The sequence below is a fragment of the Pseudoalteromonas haloplanktis ATCC 14393 genome (assembly GCF_000238355.1).
Lineage (GTDB): Bacteria > Pseudomonadota > Gammaproteobacteria > Enterobacterales > Alteromonadaceae > Pseudoalteromonas > Pseudoalteromonas haloplanktis.
On the sequence record NZ_AHCA01000002.1, the window covers coordinates 569,129 to 584,048 of the forward strand.

A 14,920-nucleotide genomic window follows, 5' to 3' on the forward strand; every position below is an offset into this window, starting at 1 on the left:
TATGAATTTTTCATGTAGAACAACGAAGGGAATGCCAGGCACAAAAAAAGGAGCTAAATGCTCCTTTTTATGAAATCTAGTTCTTAGCGACGTAGGCCAAGTTCTTGGATTAACGCAGTATAACGTGCAATGTCTTTACCTTTAAGGTAATCAAGCAGTTTACGGCGAGTGCTTACTTTACGAAGCAGACCACGACGTGAGTGGAAGTCATGCTTGTGATCAGCAAAGTGACCTTGAAGCTTGTTGATATCGAAAGTTAAAAGTGCAACTTGTACTTCAGGTGAACCAGTGTCGCCTTCTGCACGTGCGAATTTTGCGATGATATCGATTTTTTCTTGATTGCTTAGTGACATAGTAACTCCAAAAATAAAATTTAAAAGGTGTCTTAGCCGATCACTAATTCAGCCAAAACGATTAGCGGGCGTATTCTACCAGCTACGGCAATAACTACAAGCGAAACTTTACTCAGTCGCTTCTTGTTGATTTGATAAGCCGCGTTTTGACTTCAAATGGCCATCAGGGTTTTTCTCACCCGTGCCGATGAACACACCATCCGCCAACACTTTAATGGCCCCTTCAGGTAGTTCTACACCAAGTACAACAGCCTGACCATGGCCAAAGGAAACCCCCTGCTCTTTGGTTATTTCAACAACGGGTAAGTCAACTAAAGCGCTATCCATAGGTAATAACAGTTCATCAAGATAAGTAGATGGGCTCAGTTCTTGCTCTTTTGCTTTAGCAAGGAGCGCTTCTAACTGCGTTAATGACACCATTTTATCTGCAGGGTAATGTCCCACAGCACTACGATGTAACATAATAACATGTGCGCCACAGCCGAGGTTCTCACCTAAATCGTCAACAATAGTACGAATGTAAGTGCCTTTTGATACATGAGCGGTCATTTGTACTTCATTATTCGCTTCATCAAACTCATCAAGCGTTAAACTAAATACATTGATTTTTCTACACTTACGAGGCACTTCAATGCCTTCACGGGCATACTTATACAAAGGTTTTCCTTCATACTTTAGCGCCGAATACATAGAAGGGTATTGATCAGACTCACCTAAAAATTTTGCAATTTCACTACTCAACTGCTCTTCGCTTACATTAACCTCTTTTGTACTGACAATTTCACCGTCAGAATCAGAGGTTGTTGTACGTTCACCTAGTTTCGCACGCACAACGTATGTTTTATCAGTATCAAGTAGGAACTGAGTAAACTTTGTCGCTTCACCAAAGCAAATCGGTAACATACCCGTTGCTAACGGATCAAGCGCACCTGTATGACCTGCTTTTTGCGCAAAATAGATGCCCTTTGCTTGCTGCAAAGCTTTATTTGACGAAATACCTTGTGGCTTATCTAGTAATAAAATGCCGTCAATTGCGCGGCCTTTACTGCGTCTTGCCATTAGTCTTTTGTGCCTTGTTCTGGTTCATCATCTACGTGCTTCGCTTTATCTTCACGGATAACCGAATCAACTAAGTTTGAAATACGCATCCCTTCCATTAATGAGTTATCAACAACAAACTTCAATTCCGGCATAATACGGGCACGAATACGCTTGCCAAGCAATGAACGGATATAACCCGTTGCTTCGTTTAATACTTTAGCGCTTTGCTTTGCCGCATTTTCATCTTCGGTATTAAACACTGTAATAAACACTTTGGCATAAGATAAATCACGCGATACTTCAACAGCAGACACTGTCACCATACCTAAACGTGGATCTTTAATTTCACGTTGTAAAATAACAGCAATCTCTTTTTGAATTTGCTGAGCAACGCGATCTGTACGAGAAAACTCTCTCATTATACTCTACTCTAAATTTATAACTCATTGACAAATATAAATAAGTTATTTTAAATAATGAATACACAAATGGGGGCTGAGCCCCCATTTATTATCTTAGCTTACGAGCAATTAAAGTGAACGTTGTACTTCAACTGTTTCGAATACTTCGATTTGGTCACCAACGCGAACGTCATTATAGTTCTTAACGCCGATACCACATTCCATGCCGTTACGAACATCAGCAACGTCGTCTTTAAAGCGACGAAGTGACTCAAGTTCACCTTCATAGATAACCACGTTATCACGAAGTACACGAATTGGCGCGCTACGTTTAACCACACCTTCAGTAACCATACAACCTGCGATAGCACCAATTTTAGGTGACTTGAACACGTCACGTACTTCAGCAAGACCAATAATCTCTTGTTTAAACTCAGGTGCTAACATACCTGACATAGCTTGCTTAACTTCATCAATCAAGCTGTAGATAACGCTGTAGTAACGTAAATCTAAGTTTTCAGACTCAATCACTTTACGCGCAGAAGCATCAGCACGAACGTTAAAGCCAACAACGATTGCATTCGATGCTGCAGCAAGCGTTGCATCAGTTTCAGTGATACCGCCTACGCCAGAACCAACAATTTTCACTTTAACTTCATCAGTTGACAGTTTAGTCAATGAATCAGAGATTGCTTCGATTGAACCCTGTACGTCAGCTTTAAGTACCACGTTAACTTCTGACACATCACCATCAGTCATGTTAGTGAACATGTTTTCAAGCTTGGCTTTTTGTTGACGTGCTAGTTTAACATCGCGGAATTTACCTTGACGATAAAGTGCAACTTCACGGGCTTTACGCTCGTCTTTAACTACAGTTGCTTCATCACCGGCTGCCGGAATACCTGACAGACCTAAAATTTCAACAGGAATTGAAGGACCAGCAGATTTGATATCTTTACCGTTTTCATCGCGCATCGCACGAACACGGCCATATTCAAGACCACATAATACGATGTCACCTTGATTAAGCGTACCAGATTGAACAAGAATAGATGCAACTGGGCCACGGCCTTTATCTAAACGTGATTCAATTACAACACCCGCCGCCATACCGACTGTTGGCGCTGTTAATTCTAATAACTCAGCTTGCATTAATACAGCTTCTAATAGCTCATCAATACCTAAACCCGTTTTAGCTGAAATATGCACGTATTGTGTATCACCGCCCCACTCTTCAGGAATAACGTCTAACTGAGCAAGCTCATTCTTAACGCGATCTGGGTCTACGCCTTCTTTATCCATTTTATTGACAGCGATGATTAAAGGAACGCCAGCTGCACGCGCATGCTGTACGGCTTCTTTAGTTTGTGGCATTACACCATCATCTGCTGCAACTACTAGGATTACGATATCGGTTGCTTTCGCACCACGAGCACGCATTGACGTAAATGCCGCGTGACCAGGCGTATCTAAGAACGTGATCATGTTACCATTTACGTCAACATGATAAGCACCAATGTGCTGGGTAATACCACCCGCTTCGCCAGAGGCTACTTTTGCTTCACGAATGTAATCAAGCGTTGATGTTTTACCATGGTCAACGTGACCCATTACGGTAACAACTGGTGCACGTGGTAATGATTTACCATCTTCGTGACGGTCGTTAAGTACCGTTTGCTCTAATTCATTTTCTTTAACAATGATAACCTTGTGACCCATTTCTTCAGCAACGAGTTGCGCTGTTTCTTGGTCAATCACTTGGTTAATGGTAACCATGTCACCCATTTTCATCATTGTTTTTACAACTTCAGCGCCTTTAACTGCCATGCGTGATGCAAGCTCAGCAACTGTAATTGTTTCACTAATACGTACTTCGTTTTTCACATCAACAGTCGGTTTTTGGAAACCATGTTGTAATGACGAAGGCGCTTTTAGCTTACTTTTCTTGCCTCTAGAAGGAACGAATTTCTCTTTCGCTGGGGCTTTTTTCTTTTTCTTCGCACGGCGTGCGCCTTGCTCATCACGCGCATCAGCAACATCTTCTGCTTCACGTGCGTAAGTTGAAGTCGTAAGGTGGTGATCAGCGGTTTCTTCACGCTTCTTACGCTCTTCTTCTTCTTTCTTCCAGCGAGCTGAGTTTTCTTCTGCTAGCTTTCTTGCCTCTTCTGCTTGACGTTTCGCTTCTTCTTCAGCTTTCTTCAATGCGGCCTCTTCTGCTTCTCTTTGCAGACGCTCAGCTTCAACACGGTCTTTTTCAGACTTAGCGGTTTGTTCTGGAGTCATCTGCTTCTGTTTTGCTGCACGTTCAGCGTCTGCTTTACGTTTAGCCTCTTCTTTCGCTTTGCGATCAGCCTCTTCTTTGGCTTTACGCTCAGCATCTTGTTTTGCTTTTAGCTCAGCCGCTTCTTTTGCAGCTTGTTGCTCAGCTTCACGACGTGCAGCTTCTTCTGCTGCAATACGTGCTTGCTCTTGTTCTTGCTCAACAGCACTTTTCTTCACGTAAGTACGTGTTTTACGTACTTCAACTTGCACTGACTTTGCTTGACCCGTAGAGCCTGTCACACTCAGTGTGCTTTTACTCTTACGTTGCAATGTCATACGGGCTGGGCCGTCTGAGCCTGTGCCGCCGTGCTGCTTGCTCAAGTGATCAAGTAACGTTGCTTTTTCAGCTTCAGTTACATTATCACCCGCTTGCTTAGTGATTCCGGCTTGCGATAGTTGTTGAAGCAATTTATCAACAGTTGTACCGATATCCCCGGCTAGTTTTTCAACATTTACTTCTGCCATAGTCTCAAATACCTCCGTTAATAAATTACTCGTCTGCGAACCAACAAATGTTACGCGCAGCCATAATGAGCTTACCAGCTTCTTCTGGAGAAACTTCTGTGATATCAACTAATTCATCAATACCTTGCTCAGCTAAATCTTCAAGCGTTACAACCCCTTTACTTGCCATAACAAACGCAAGGTGGCGCTCTAATCCTTCTAGTGCTAATAAGTCTTCTGCAGGCTCAGCACCGTCAAGGCTTTCTTCTGTTTTTAATGCTTTCGTTGTTAGCGCATCTTTAGCACGTGAACGTAAAACATCAACGGTTTCTTCGTCTAGCCCATCAATTTCTAAGAATTCAGATGCAGGAACATAGGCGACTTCTTCAAGCGTTGAGAAACCTTCATTGATAAGTAGCGTTGCAAAATCTTCATCGATATCTAAGTTTTCTGTAAATAAGTTAATTAGTTTATCAGATTCAGCTTCATTTTTGGCGCGCATTTCTTCAACGGTCATTACATTCAATTCCCAACCAGTTAACTGGCTAGCAAGGCGAACGTTTTGACCATTACGACCAATTGCTTGTGCTAGGTTATCTGCTTCAACAGCGATATCCATTGAATGAGTGTCTTCGTCCATCACGATTGACGCAACTTCAGCCGGTGACATAGCATTGATAACAAACTGCGCAGGGTTATCGTCGTACAGTACGATATCAACACGCTCACCACCTAACTCGGTAGAAACAGCTTGTACACGGGCGCCACGCATACCTACACACGCACCAATTGGGTCGATACGTTTGTCGTTCGATTTAACAGCAATTTTTGCACGCGACCCCGGATCACGCGCTGCAGCACGTAATTCAATCATTTCTTCGCCAATTTCTGGCACCTCAATGCGGAATAACTCCATCAGCATTTCTGGCTTAGAACGCGTTACAAATAACTGTGCGCCACGGGCATCAGGTTTTACTTCGTAAAGTAAACCACGAATACGGTCGCCTGGACGGAAGTTTTCACGTGGTAACATGTCATCACGGTAAATAACCGCTTCAGCATTGTTACCGAGATCTAAAACGATTGCATCACGCGTTGCTTTTTTAACAACACCTGTTACTAACTCGCCTTGCTGATCTTTATAGGCTTCAACAACTAATGCACGTTCAGCTTCACGTACTTTTTGTACGATTACTTGCTTTGCCATTTGTGTTGTAATGCGATCAAACTTAATTGATTCGATTTGCTCTTCAACGAAATCACCAACCTTAAGATCAGGATCATCAACTTGCGCAGCTTCTAAGGTAATTTCGCTGTATGGGTGCTCTAGTGAACCATCTTCAAGTACTTCAGCAATTTGCCAACGACGGAATGTGTCGTAGTCACCTGTTTTACGGTCAATTGCAACACGTACTTCAATTTCACCCGTGTGTTTTTTCTTAGTCGCGGTCGCTAATGCGAACTCTAACGCTTCGAAAATCTTTTCTTTTGGAACCGCTTTCTCATTGGAAACGGCTTCAGCAACCAATAATATCTCTTTTGCCATGGGTTATGCCTCGCTTGCCCTATTCCTTCGCACTCGAAATTAAAACTTTGCGATAATGTTCGCACGTTCAATGTTACTGAGCATGATTAAGTGTTCAGTGCCGTCACTTGAAAGTGTGATCATATCACTGCTAACTGAAACTAAATCGCCTTTAAAATTACGACGACCATCTTGCGGAAGCTTAGTACGTACACGTACTTCCTCTCCTTGTGCCTTCTCGTAGTGATCTTGTTTGAATAATAGACGATCAACACCAGGAGACGATACTTCCAAATCATATTCATTTGTAATTGGGTCTTCGACATCTAAAATCGCACTTATTTGACGACTTGCATCAGCACAATTATCAACCGAAATCCCCGCTTCATGATCGATATAGACCCTAAGCGTAGAATGGCGACCCGCTTGCACAAACTCTAGACCATGTAATTCAAAGCCTAACATCTCAACTGACGGTGAAAGCATGGTTAATAAATCTTGCTCAAGTTTTGTCACGAAAATCCTCCATACAAACAAAAAAAGGGCTTATAGCCCTAAAATACCTAGCTTATTCCTTGAGTAAAAATCAAGTGGTGCAGATACAACAACGCCCCGAACCAAGCGGGGCGTCACACCTAAAGCATAAAACTGTGTGGCCATGGGCCAAGCTTGGCTGCGGGCAGCAAACACCACCTAAATAAACCCAAAGGCTTAAACGCAAAACGCGCATTACATAGAATGCGCGACTTCAAATCAGTAACTAAAATCGCTACTCATAAGTATGGCAACAAAATCTTAGAATCGTTAAATCGAGAACTAACTCCAAGAATTTGGTTGCGGGAGCCGGATTTGAACCGACGACCTTCGGGTTATGAGCCCGACGAGCTACCAGGCTGCTCCATCCCGCGCCAACTGGTATCAAACTATACGATACCCATCTAGCTAATCAACTAAGCTAAACAATGGCGGCTATTATAGAGAGCCTTGGCATAATTAGCAACCAAAAACTCATAAAGAATACTTAGACTATAAAGTTAAAGTGCAAGATTACACAGCTGAACAATTAACTTTAATTGAACGGCTATTAATTATTGAGCTATATGCAATAAAGTTGATCTAAATCACTAATAACGTATTTCACAGCAAGTCCTTTACTACTTTTTACAAACACAGTTGAATTCTCCAACTACACTTTACTTAAAGTGAGTGAAATAGTTTTACTTAGAGCGAATAAATCTATGTGTATTAGTAATGACCAACAAAAACTATTATTGCAAAATATTGCAATAATAAAACCAAACTTCCACTGCTTTACTGTCACTTTTCAGGTTCAACTGAAGCGTCAAGCACTTACAATAAAGTGTCCGAGTAGTAACGCTATCAGCGAAAAAAGTTACATACTCTATTGTGCTTTGGAAAGAACATTAAGTCATTTAGATAATCTATCTATGGTGACTCCTTTTATAGAGCATCACGCTAATAACTTAGCAAAATTAGGTATCAGCAATACTGATGTCAACTTACTTTGTGATGCTTTCTATAACACATTACAAATTCATTTAGGCAATCACTTTACACATAAAGCACAAATTGCTTGGAGCTACTCATTACGACTATTTAAAAATATCGTTAAATCATATTTATTTAACTTTAGTAATGTAGTAGCTATTAATACTCAAATACACAAAAGCCACAGAGTCCTTGAAAAAAAATAGCGGTTAATATGCCATCTGTTTTATTGTAAAGTGGCTAACTCTTGTAATAAGCGATCTATTTGGCGTTGTTCTACATCAATCAGAGTCGCGTATTTTGACGTTATCGCGGTCATTTTTCGCGATAATGAATTATCAAAAGTCGCATCGGTTAAGTTTTTTGGTTGTTCACTAGCTTGCGCTTCAAGTGTCGCTATTTGTTTATCCATTTGCGCTTGATAAGTATCAATTTTTGATTGCCGTTGTTCAATATCACGCTTGATCTCTTGCCCACGAATAAATGAATCAATGTCTTTGCTGTGTGTTGATTGCTCGTCAATTTCGGAGCTGTTTGTCATACTTTGCAAGGCTAACTTTTCTTTTAATAGACGGTCGATGTCTCGCTGCTCGCGCTCAATTAATACATTATAGCGCTCTGACACACTAGCCATTTGGTTAGCAATCGCCGTTTCTTTTTTGGCACCGGATAAATTATTTAATTGCGCATCAGATTGATCCCGTAATCCAGCGATCTCCGCATTCATTTTTTCGCTAAAAGTATCAATCTTATCTTGGTGTTGCTGAATATCCGCATCAATTTGTTTAGTACGGATATATGTATCTACCTCGGATGTATTCATGTCGCCATGAGTAACAATGTTACTGGGTACAGCAGGGTTTTGCTCCTTCACTGTAATGAGCTTTGCATTATCTCCACATGGAAATTGGCTAAACTCCACCTCACCTTCTTTTTCACACTTATAAACACTTGCATGCAACGGCGCAACAAAGCTGAGCGTAATGAAGCAAGGTAAAATAATTTTTAATTTTCGAATATTACACTGATGTTTGTTCATAGCCGACATTCCTTCGTTCATGTAGTTAACCTACACAGGTTCTTATATCTATATACCACGGCTTTGGGAATTAATAAATGCGATCTAACTGCTACCTTAGTCCGTATAGAGTTATTTTGGGCAAAAATTATAATGTATAAAACGCTGCGATTTATTTTTGGCGATCAACTCAACGCTAACCACAGCACAGTTGGTATAAAGAAGAGAACCAAACGCAATACCTTTATGTCATTGCTGAATTAAAACAAGAAACCGATTATGTAAAACACCATATACAAAAAGTGGTGGCGTTTTTCACAGCAATGGAAAACTTTGCCGCTGCGCTCAAAAAAGCCCAATTAAATGTACTTCATTTAACCTTAGATGATACCCAGAACGATGCTTGCATCACATTACTATTAACGCGCTTAGCCGAGCAATATCAGTGCCAGCAAATTCAATATCAGTATCCTGATGAGTATAGCCTGCAACAACAAATGCTGCAGTTTAAATCACGCAGTAGCTTAAAAGTAAGTGGCTGCGATAGCGAACATTTTTTATTACCTTATGCTGACATTGGCGATCACTTTACAAGAGATAAACAGGTAAAGATGGAATTTTTTTATCGCATGATGCGTAAGCGCTTTAATATACTAATACAAGATAATGCACCGCAAGGAGGGCAATGGAATTTTGATCAAGACAACCGTAACAAGTTAAAAAAAACCGATTTAGCCACCATCCCTAAACCAAAGATATTTACCAATAATATTGAGGTCATTTTACAGCGCATCAAAAGGCATCGCGTAAATACTTTTGGTCAATGTTCAACAACCTTACTATGGCCAACGAGTCGCGCGCAAGCAAAGCAATTACTCGACTATTTTTGCAGTGACCTTTTACCCAAATTTGGACAATTTCAAGACGCTATGACCTGTCAAAGTCCACACCAATGGAGCTTATATCATAGCCGATTAGCGTTTGCGTTAAACACTAAGATGTTGCACCCAATGCACGTTATTAATCGAGTCCTCGCTGAATTTACAGCACGCCAAGATCAGATCAATCTTGCCCAAGTTGAAGGATTCATCAGGCAGATTTTAGGATGGCGTGAGTATGTTAGAGGGATCTATTGGCAAAATATGCCCGCTTACGCAACTAAAAATGCACTACATGCCAACCGCTCGATACCCGATTACTTTTGGAGTGGCAAAACAAAAATGAACTGCATGAAACAAGCAATCACGCAAAGTTTGGAAACCGCCTATGCGCATCATATACAACGCTTAATGATCACTGGTAACTTTTGCTTATTAACCGGTATTGATCCAAAGGAAGTTGATAGCTGGTATTTAGGCATTTACATCGATGCTATTGAATGGGTAGAGATGCCTAACACCCGTGGGATGAGTCAATTTGCTGATGGTGGTCTTATCGCCACCAAACCGTATGCTGCAAGCGGTAACTACATAAACAAAATGAGTGATTACTGTAAAAATTGTCACTACAAGGTACAGCAAAAAACTGAAATCACGGCCTGCCCGTTTAACAGCTTATACTGGCAATTTATGCACAGCCATCAAACGCGCTTAGCGCGTAATCCTCGGATTGGTATGGTCTATAAAAATTGGCAAAAGCAACCTCAAGAGCAGCAGCAAGCTATTCTTAATAGAGCGCAGTGGTGCCTAGATAATATAGAAAAGCTCTAACACGATAAGATATTCCCTTCACTATTGTTACTGTGTGAAAACGACACTCATTAAACAAACATTAAAAAGCCGCCTCAATTGAGGCGGCTAAAAATAACAATTAAATCAGGGAGAAAAATGTCAAAGGGTTCGTTATTTCCCTTCTAGCAAGTTACTACTGCCAATTTCAATTTTACGTGGTTTAAGTGCTTCAGGTATTTCACGCTGTAAATCGATACTTAATAAGCCATTCGCTAGATCAGCACCCAGTACTTTGACATGGTCGCCTAGCTGAAACTTACGCTCAAAGTTACGTTCTGCGATACCTTGATGAATAAATTTACGTTCTTCAGTTTCACCTTTATCAGCTTTGATACCGGCTACTTTTAAAGTGTTGTTTTCTGACTCGATAGTCAGTTCATTATCACTAAAACCGGCCACAGCCATAGTGATGCGATATTTGTCTTTATCGAGTGCTTCAATGTTATAAGGAGGAAAACTTGGCTGCTTGTCTGTGCGAGCTGCCGCATCCATTAAAGATGCTAAATGATCGAAACCAATGAATGAACGATAAAGTGGTGATAAGTCTACTGTACGCATAATAATATCCTCATATTTAAGCGATATTTTGCAGGTGCTTTTCGGTTGAACAAGCACGGGCAAAGTTTAATTAATAATATAAATTTCAATTACTTCTGTTTGGTTTGGGACCCATCAGGCGTCCTCATTAAACTATATATGGACGGCAAAATTGTTTTCAAGTAAATAAATAAAAAAATTTAAAAAAATGTCAGAGACACGCATTAAGCGTGCCTCAAAGTACTTTTATGGCGCGAGTGTGCCACGAATTGGGTAATCGTTTTCACGAATAAATTTAATTCCCGATAGAAGTGCATTTAGATCAGGACGTGAAAATGGTGCATTCGATTTATCTAAAATCTGAATTTGATTTTGCTCATTCAGTACAAATATAGCTGGTTCTGAAAATGGATGGTCGGTCTCATTTTCATTACGAGGCTCACTAATATACAAACCAAAATCACTCATTTGCACTAAAGTTAACCCACTATATAAAGGAAAATTGACATCTAAATCATTAAGATGCTGCTTAAGTTGCTCTGAACTATCAGCACTAACCGCAGCTAACTCAACTCCTGCGTCAGAAAAGTCACCTTTCATTTTCGCCAATGCATTTAATTGTTTGGTACATAATGGGCAATGCTTGCCACGGTACACAACAATCATCTTCCATGGCAGATCAGTCTGCCGCTGCGTTAAATCAAAAGATTTGCCATCAATACCATTTGCTTTAAAGGTAGGCATTTTCATTGCCGGTTGTATAGTGTTACTCATAATCATGTTCTCCTGTTAAAAATAAAATTTAAACATTTACATGGTTTTACTAGACCTTAGGGTTAAACTAATTAATTCAACCATAAAAATGCAACTAACCTTGGAGATGTGTTTGAAACTTTTACGCAGTACACTAATAAACATAGCTTTAGCAGCAACAATCTTTTTTCTGGTTAGTGCATTCCAAGAACGCAATTTACTAAAAACAGATAGCAGTCCAGCCCCTTACTTTAACTTACCGTTACTAAGCGCTACTGATACGCGTTTAAGTATTGCTGAACTTAAAGGCAAAACGACTGTTATATACTTTATTTGCGCCCTGGTGCACGGTGTGCAAATACAGCATGCCAAATCTAGAAGCAGCGCTACTTGACTCTGATATTAATGCCGTTGGTATTGCGCTTGATTATAAAAATCAACACGAGGTTATACAGTTTGTTGACGAACTAAAACTCACAATGCCTATTTTGCTCGGCGATAAAAACACCAAAAAAAATTATAAAATCAGCGCCTTTCCTACTTATTATGTAATTAATGAACAACTGCAGATCACAGCCCGTTCAATGGGCTATTCGAGTGAATTAGGTATTAGCTTACGTGCCGACAATTAAAAAAATGGAATACGCCAATCGCATTTTTACGCTATATATTTTTAGTAAGTTAGTTATGATAGGTTCAAATTAAATCGAGGAGAGCGATATGTTAACTGTAATTTTTGGCCGTGAAGGCTGCCCATTTTGTGTTCGTGCAAAAGATGTTGCACAGAAACTAGCTGATGAACGCGATGATTTTAAATTTCGTTATGTTGATATTATTAAAGAAGGCGTCAGTAAAGCTGATTTAGAGCAATCAGCAGGTAAACCTTGTCCAACTGTGCCGCAAATTTTTGTTGACCAAAAACACATTGGTGGTTTCACTGAGTTTGAAGCATACGCAAAAGAAAATCTTGGACTTTATCAATAAGTTCTGTATCAAATATGTTAACCAGCTTAATTTGACCTCAATCAAGCTGGTTAAATTATGACCAACATCAACCACATACAAATTAGTTGTAATTTATACAAGCAATTGCCTCGTATTTCCTATACAATGCGCGCCTCTTTAAATTCGTTGAGGCGTATTAATGTCAGAACCAGTCACGTTTGAATCTCTAAATCTTTCTCCTGCAATTTTAAAAGCAGTTGAAGAGTTGGGTTACAAGACACCATCTGAAATCCAAGCTCAATGTATACCGTTATTGCTAGAAAGAAAGGACGTACTGGGACTAGCGCAAACGGGTACAGGTAAAACAGCAGCATTTGCACTGCCATTACTTAATAATATTGACCCGTCTGTGAAGCAGCCACAGATCCTTGTTCTCACACCAACCCGTGAGCTTGCGATCCAAGTAGCTGAGGCATTCGAACAATATGCTAAACACACTCGTGGTGTTGAAGTGTTGGCACTTTATGGTGGCCAGAGCTACAGCATCCAATTAAGTGCACTTCGTCGAGGCGCGCAAATTATTGTCGCGACACCTGGTCGCTTAATCGATCATATTAACCGCGGTACAATCAAGTTCGACAGCTTACAAGCGCTTGTTCTTGATGAAGCCGATGAAATGTTACGTATGGGCTTTATCGATGATGTTGAAAACATCATGGAAAAAACACCGCGTGAAAAGCAAACATGTCTTTTCTCTGCGACTATGCCTAAGCAAATTCAAAACATCAGCAGCAAATATATGAATAACCCTGAACAGGTTCATATTTCTGCGCGTAACTCAACTGTATCATCTGTTGAGCAAGTGTTTTGGAATGCCAGCGTACACAAGAATAAAGCGATTGTTCGTTTCTTAGAAGCTGAACAATACGAAGGTGCGATTGTTTTCGTACGTACACGTAACGACACTGTACAACTTGCTGAGTTATTAGAGCGCGAAGGTTTCTCTGCTGCGCCACTTAACGGCGACATGAACCAGCAAGCACGTGAACGCACAGTTGATCGCTTAAAAAGCGGCATGTTAAACATTGTTATCGCAACTGACGTTGCGGCACGTGGTCTAGATGTTGACCGTTTAAGCCTTGTTATCAACTACGATATTCCGCAAGACTCTGAAGCCTACGTTCACCGTATCGGCCGTACAGGTCGTGCTGGTCGTACTGGTAAAGCGATTCTTTTCGTAAAACATAACGAACGTTATTTACTTAAAAATATCATTCGTCATACGAATTCAGATATTGCACAAGTTGAATTACCAACGGCAAAAGTAGTTGAAGAAAAACGTATCGCAGCATTACAAGCCAAGCTTAGCCTTGCACTTGAAAACAAAGATATTACTTTCTTTAATGAAGTCGCTGCTAATATGGCGCAAAAGCTTGAACTTACTCCTGAAGACCTAGCGGGTGCATTACTGTGTTTAGCACAGCAACAATCACCAATTAAAGTTGAAGAAGTTAAAGTTCAGCAACGTGAGCGTAGCGAACGTAACTCACGTAATGACCGTGGTGATCGTGGCCGTCGTAACGAGCGTGGTGATCGCCCTACTCGTGACCGTGATTCAAAACCTCGTGAGCGTAATAGCCGTGATGCAGGTCCTATGGATACATACCGTATCGAAGTGGGTCGTGAGCATGGTGTTCAGGTTAAGAACATTGTGGGTGCAATCGCTAACGAAGCTGATATCTCAAGCAAGTTTATTGGTGACATTCGTCTTCACGACAGTCACAGTACGGTACAACTACCGCAAAACATGCCGAAAGATGTATTAGATCACTTCCAAAAAGTGTTTATTTGTAAACGCCCAATGGGAATGACACTGACAAAAGCTGAAGCAGCTTCTGAGCGCCCTGAGCGCAGCGAACGCCCAGCTGGTGACAGGAAGCGCAATGACGGCCCTCGCGGTGATAAGCGTAGCGGTCCTCGTAAAGAACGTCGCCCAGTAAGCTTTACAGCTAAATAAGCAACGTCTCTTTAATAAAAAAACCTTGCCACGAAAGTGCCAAGGTTTTTTTTTAGCACAGCGTTACAGCAGTAAATCTCAGTCCTAGGCAAACCTTCACTTTATTACTTGTAATAGTATGTAATACCAATCGACTTAAATATTTAACCATTCTAGCGGGCTAAATAAAGCGCTAACTGCGTTATAAATTTTTCATGTAGAACAATGGTGATTTTCTCAACTATAAAGTTTGTGGGATAAGGAATACATCTTTATGCGTATTCTCATGACTTTGATCACCGATTCTCATCAGCTTTGATCACCTGATTTATCATTTTGTAGAGCC

At 40.7% G+C, this 14,920-nt stretch carries 13 protein-coding genes, 1 tRNA gene and 1 pseudogene; 5 read left to right on the forward strand and 10 right to left on the reverse strand.

The genetic code is table 11. The features are described from left to right. Positions 1–83 precede the first annotated feature (83 nt). The 7 genes from rpsO to PHAL_RS0106720 all read right to left on the reverse strand — a co-directional run bounded on the left by rpsO (position 84) and on the right by PHAL_RS0106720 (position 6,994). Positions 84–353 (reverse strand): 30S ribosomal protein S15, encoded by a 270-nt coding sequence (gene rpsO / locus PHAL_RS0106685; RefSeq protein WP_016707659.1) that lies wholly within the window; start codon positions 351–353, stop codon positions 84–86. 108 nt (positions 354–461) lie between these two features. Continuing rightward, on the reverse strand, positions 462–1,412 hold the full coding sequence (gene truB, locus PHAL_RS0106690; protein ID WP_016707660.1) for a tRNA pseudouridine(55) synthase TruB: 951 nt from the start codon (positions 1,410–1,412) through the stop codon (positions 462–464). Then, positions 1,412–1,813, reverse strand: a complete 402-nt coding sequence (rbfA, locus tag PHAL_RS0106695) for a 30S ribosome-binding factor RbfA (protein WP_016707661.1) — start codon at positions 1,811–1,813, stop codon at positions 1,412–1,414. Before rbfA ends, truB begins: the two co-directional genes overlap by 1 nt. A gap of 111 nt (positions 1,814–1,924) precedes the next feature. Further along, positions 1,925–4,582: a translation initiation factor IF-2 gene (infB, locus tag PHAL_RS0106700; RefSeq protein ID WP_016707662.1), complete on the reverse strand. Its 2,658-nt coding sequence runs from the start codon at positions 4,580–4,582 to the stop codon at positions 1,925–1,927. Between the two features lie 25 nt (positions 4,583–4,607). Beyond that, the gene (nusA, locus tag PHAL_RS0106705; RefSeq protein ID WP_016707663.1) at positions 4,608–6,107 is read right to left on the reverse strand and encodes a transcription termination factor NusA; all 1,500 of its coding nucleotides are present in this window, start codon (positions 6,105–6,107) and stop codon (positions 4,608–4,610) included. Positions 6,108–6,146: 39 nt separating this feature from the next. Then, positions 6,147–6,602 (reverse strand): ribosome maturation factor RimP, encoded by a 456-nt coding sequence (gene rimP / locus PHAL_RS0106710; protein WP_016707664.1) that lies wholly within the window; start codon positions 6,600–6,602, stop codon positions 6,147–6,149. Between the two features lie 315 nt (positions 6,603–6,917). Further along, positions 6,918–6,994, reverse strand: a tRNA-Met gene (locus PHAL_RS0106720). Positions 6,995–7,324: 330 nt separating this feature from the next. Here PHAL_RS0106720 and PHAL_RS0106725 point away from each other — a divergent pair. Then, positions 7,325–7,801 carry a globin gene (locus PHAL_RS0106725; RefSeq protein ID WP_016707666.1) on the forward strand — a complete coding sequence of 159 codons (477 nt, stop codon included), beginning with the start codon at positions 7,325–7,327 and terminating at the stop codon, positions 7,799–7,801. Between the two features lie 20 nt (positions 7,802–7,821). Here PHAL_RS0106725 and PHAL_RS0106730 read toward each other — a convergent pair whose 3' ends face one another. Then, positions 7,822–8,634 carry a DUF4124 domain-containing protein gene (locus tag PHAL_RS0106730; RefSeq protein WP_016707667.1) on the reverse strand — a complete coding sequence of 271 codons (813 nt, stop codon included), beginning with the start codon at positions 8,632–8,634 and terminating at the stop codon, positions 7,822–7,824. A 126-nt stretch (positions 8,635–8,760) separates the two neighbouring features. Here PHAL_RS0106730 and PHAL_RS22835 point away from each other — a divergent pair. Then, a pseudogene (locus PHAL_RS22835) lies at positions 8,761–10,322 on the forward strand (cryptochrome/photolyase family protein). A gap of 132 nt (positions 10,323–10,454) precedes the next feature. Here PHAL_RS22835 and PHAL_RS0106740 read toward each other — a convergent pair. Both PHAL_RS0106740 and PHAL_RS0106745 read right to left on the reverse strand, forming a co-directional pair. Then, the gene (locus tag PHAL_RS0106740; protein ID WP_016707669.1) at positions 10,455–10,901 is read right to left on the reverse strand and encodes an Hsp20 family protein; all 447 of its coding nucleotides are present in this window, start codon (positions 10,899–10,901) and stop codon (positions 10,455–10,457) included. 225 nt (positions 10,902–11,126) lie between these two features. Next, positions 11,127–11,654 carry a redoxin domain-containing protein gene (locus PHAL_RS0106745; protein WP_029216061.1) on the reverse strand — a complete coding sequence of 176 codons (528 nt, stop codon included), beginning with the start codon at positions 11,652–11,654 and terminating at the stop codon, positions 11,127–11,129. 329 nt (positions 11,655–11,983) lie between these two features. On the opposite strand from PHAL_RS0106745, the gene PHAL_RS24495 reads away from it, so the two are divergent. The 3 genes from PHAL_RS24495 (at position 11,984) to PHAL_RS0106760 (ending at position 14,595) form a co-directional block, all read left to right on the forward strand. Then, on the forward strand, positions 11,984–12,265 hold the full coding sequence (locus PHAL_RS24495; protein ID WP_232321848.1) for a TlpA disulfide reductase family protein: 282 nt from the start codon (positions 11,984–11,986) through the stop codon (positions 12,263–12,265). A gap of 88 nt (positions 12,266–12,353) precedes the next feature. Beyond that, positions 12,354–12,617 carry a GrxA family glutaredoxin gene (locus PHAL_RS0106755; protein ID WP_016707671.1) on the forward strand — a complete coding sequence of 88 codons (264 nt, stop codon included), beginning with the start codon at positions 12,354–12,356 and terminating at the stop codon, positions 12,615–12,617. Between the two features lie 160 nt (positions 12,618–12,777). Next, the gene (locus PHAL_RS0106760; RefSeq protein ID WP_016707672.1) at positions 12,778–14,595 is read left to right on the forward strand and encodes a DEAD/DEAH box helicase; all 1,818 of its coding nucleotides are present in this window, start codon (positions 12,778–12,780) and stop codon (positions 14,593–14,595) included. The last annotated feature ends 325 nt before the right edge of the window (positions 14,596–14,920 follow it).

Bases quoted from the DNA above. Each gene is read 5' to 3' on its own strand.
- rpsO (WP_016707659.1), bottom strand. From the start codon at position 353: ATGTCACTAAGCAATCAAGAAAAAATCGATATCATCGCAAAATTCGCA.
- truB (WP_016707660.1), bottom strand. From the start codon at position 1,412: ATGGCAAGACGCAGTAAAGGCCGCGCAATTGACGGCATTTTATTACTA.
- rbfA (WP_016707661.1), bottom strand. From the start codon at position 1,813: ATGAGAGAGTTTTCTCGTACAGATCGCGTTGCTCAGCAAATTCAAAAA.
- infB (WP_016707662.1), bottom strand. From the start codon at position 4,582: ATGGCAGAAGTAAATGTTGAAAAACTAGCCGGGGATATCGGTACAACT.
- nusA (WP_016707663.1), bottom strand. From the start codon at position 6,107: ATGGCAAAAGAGATATTATTGGTTGCTGAAGCCGTTTCCAATGAGAAA.
- PHAL_RS0106725 (WP_016707666.1), top strand. From the start codon at position 7,325: ATGTGTATTAGTAATGACCAACAAAAACTATTATTGCAAAATATTGCA.
- PHAL_RS0106730 (WP_016707667.1), bottom strand. From the start codon at position 8,634: ATGAACAAACATCAGTGTAATATTCGAAAATTAAAAATTATTTTACCT.
- PHAL_RS0106740 (WP_016707669.1), bottom strand. From the start codon at position 10,901: ATGCGTACAGTAGACTTATCACCACTTTATCGTTCATTCATTGGTTTC.
- PHAL_RS0106745 (WP_029216061.1), bottom strand. From the start codon at position 11,654: ATGAGTAACACTATACAACCGGCAATGAAAATGCCTACCTTTAAAGCA.
- PHAL_RS0106755 (WP_016707671.1), top strand. From the start codon at position 12,354: ATGTTAACTGTAATTTTTGGCCGTGAAGGCTGCCCATTTTGTGTTCGT.
- PHAL_RS0106760 (WP_016707672.1), top strand. From the start codon at position 12,778: ATGTCAGAACCAGTCACGTTTGAATCTCTAAATCTTTCTCCTGCAATT.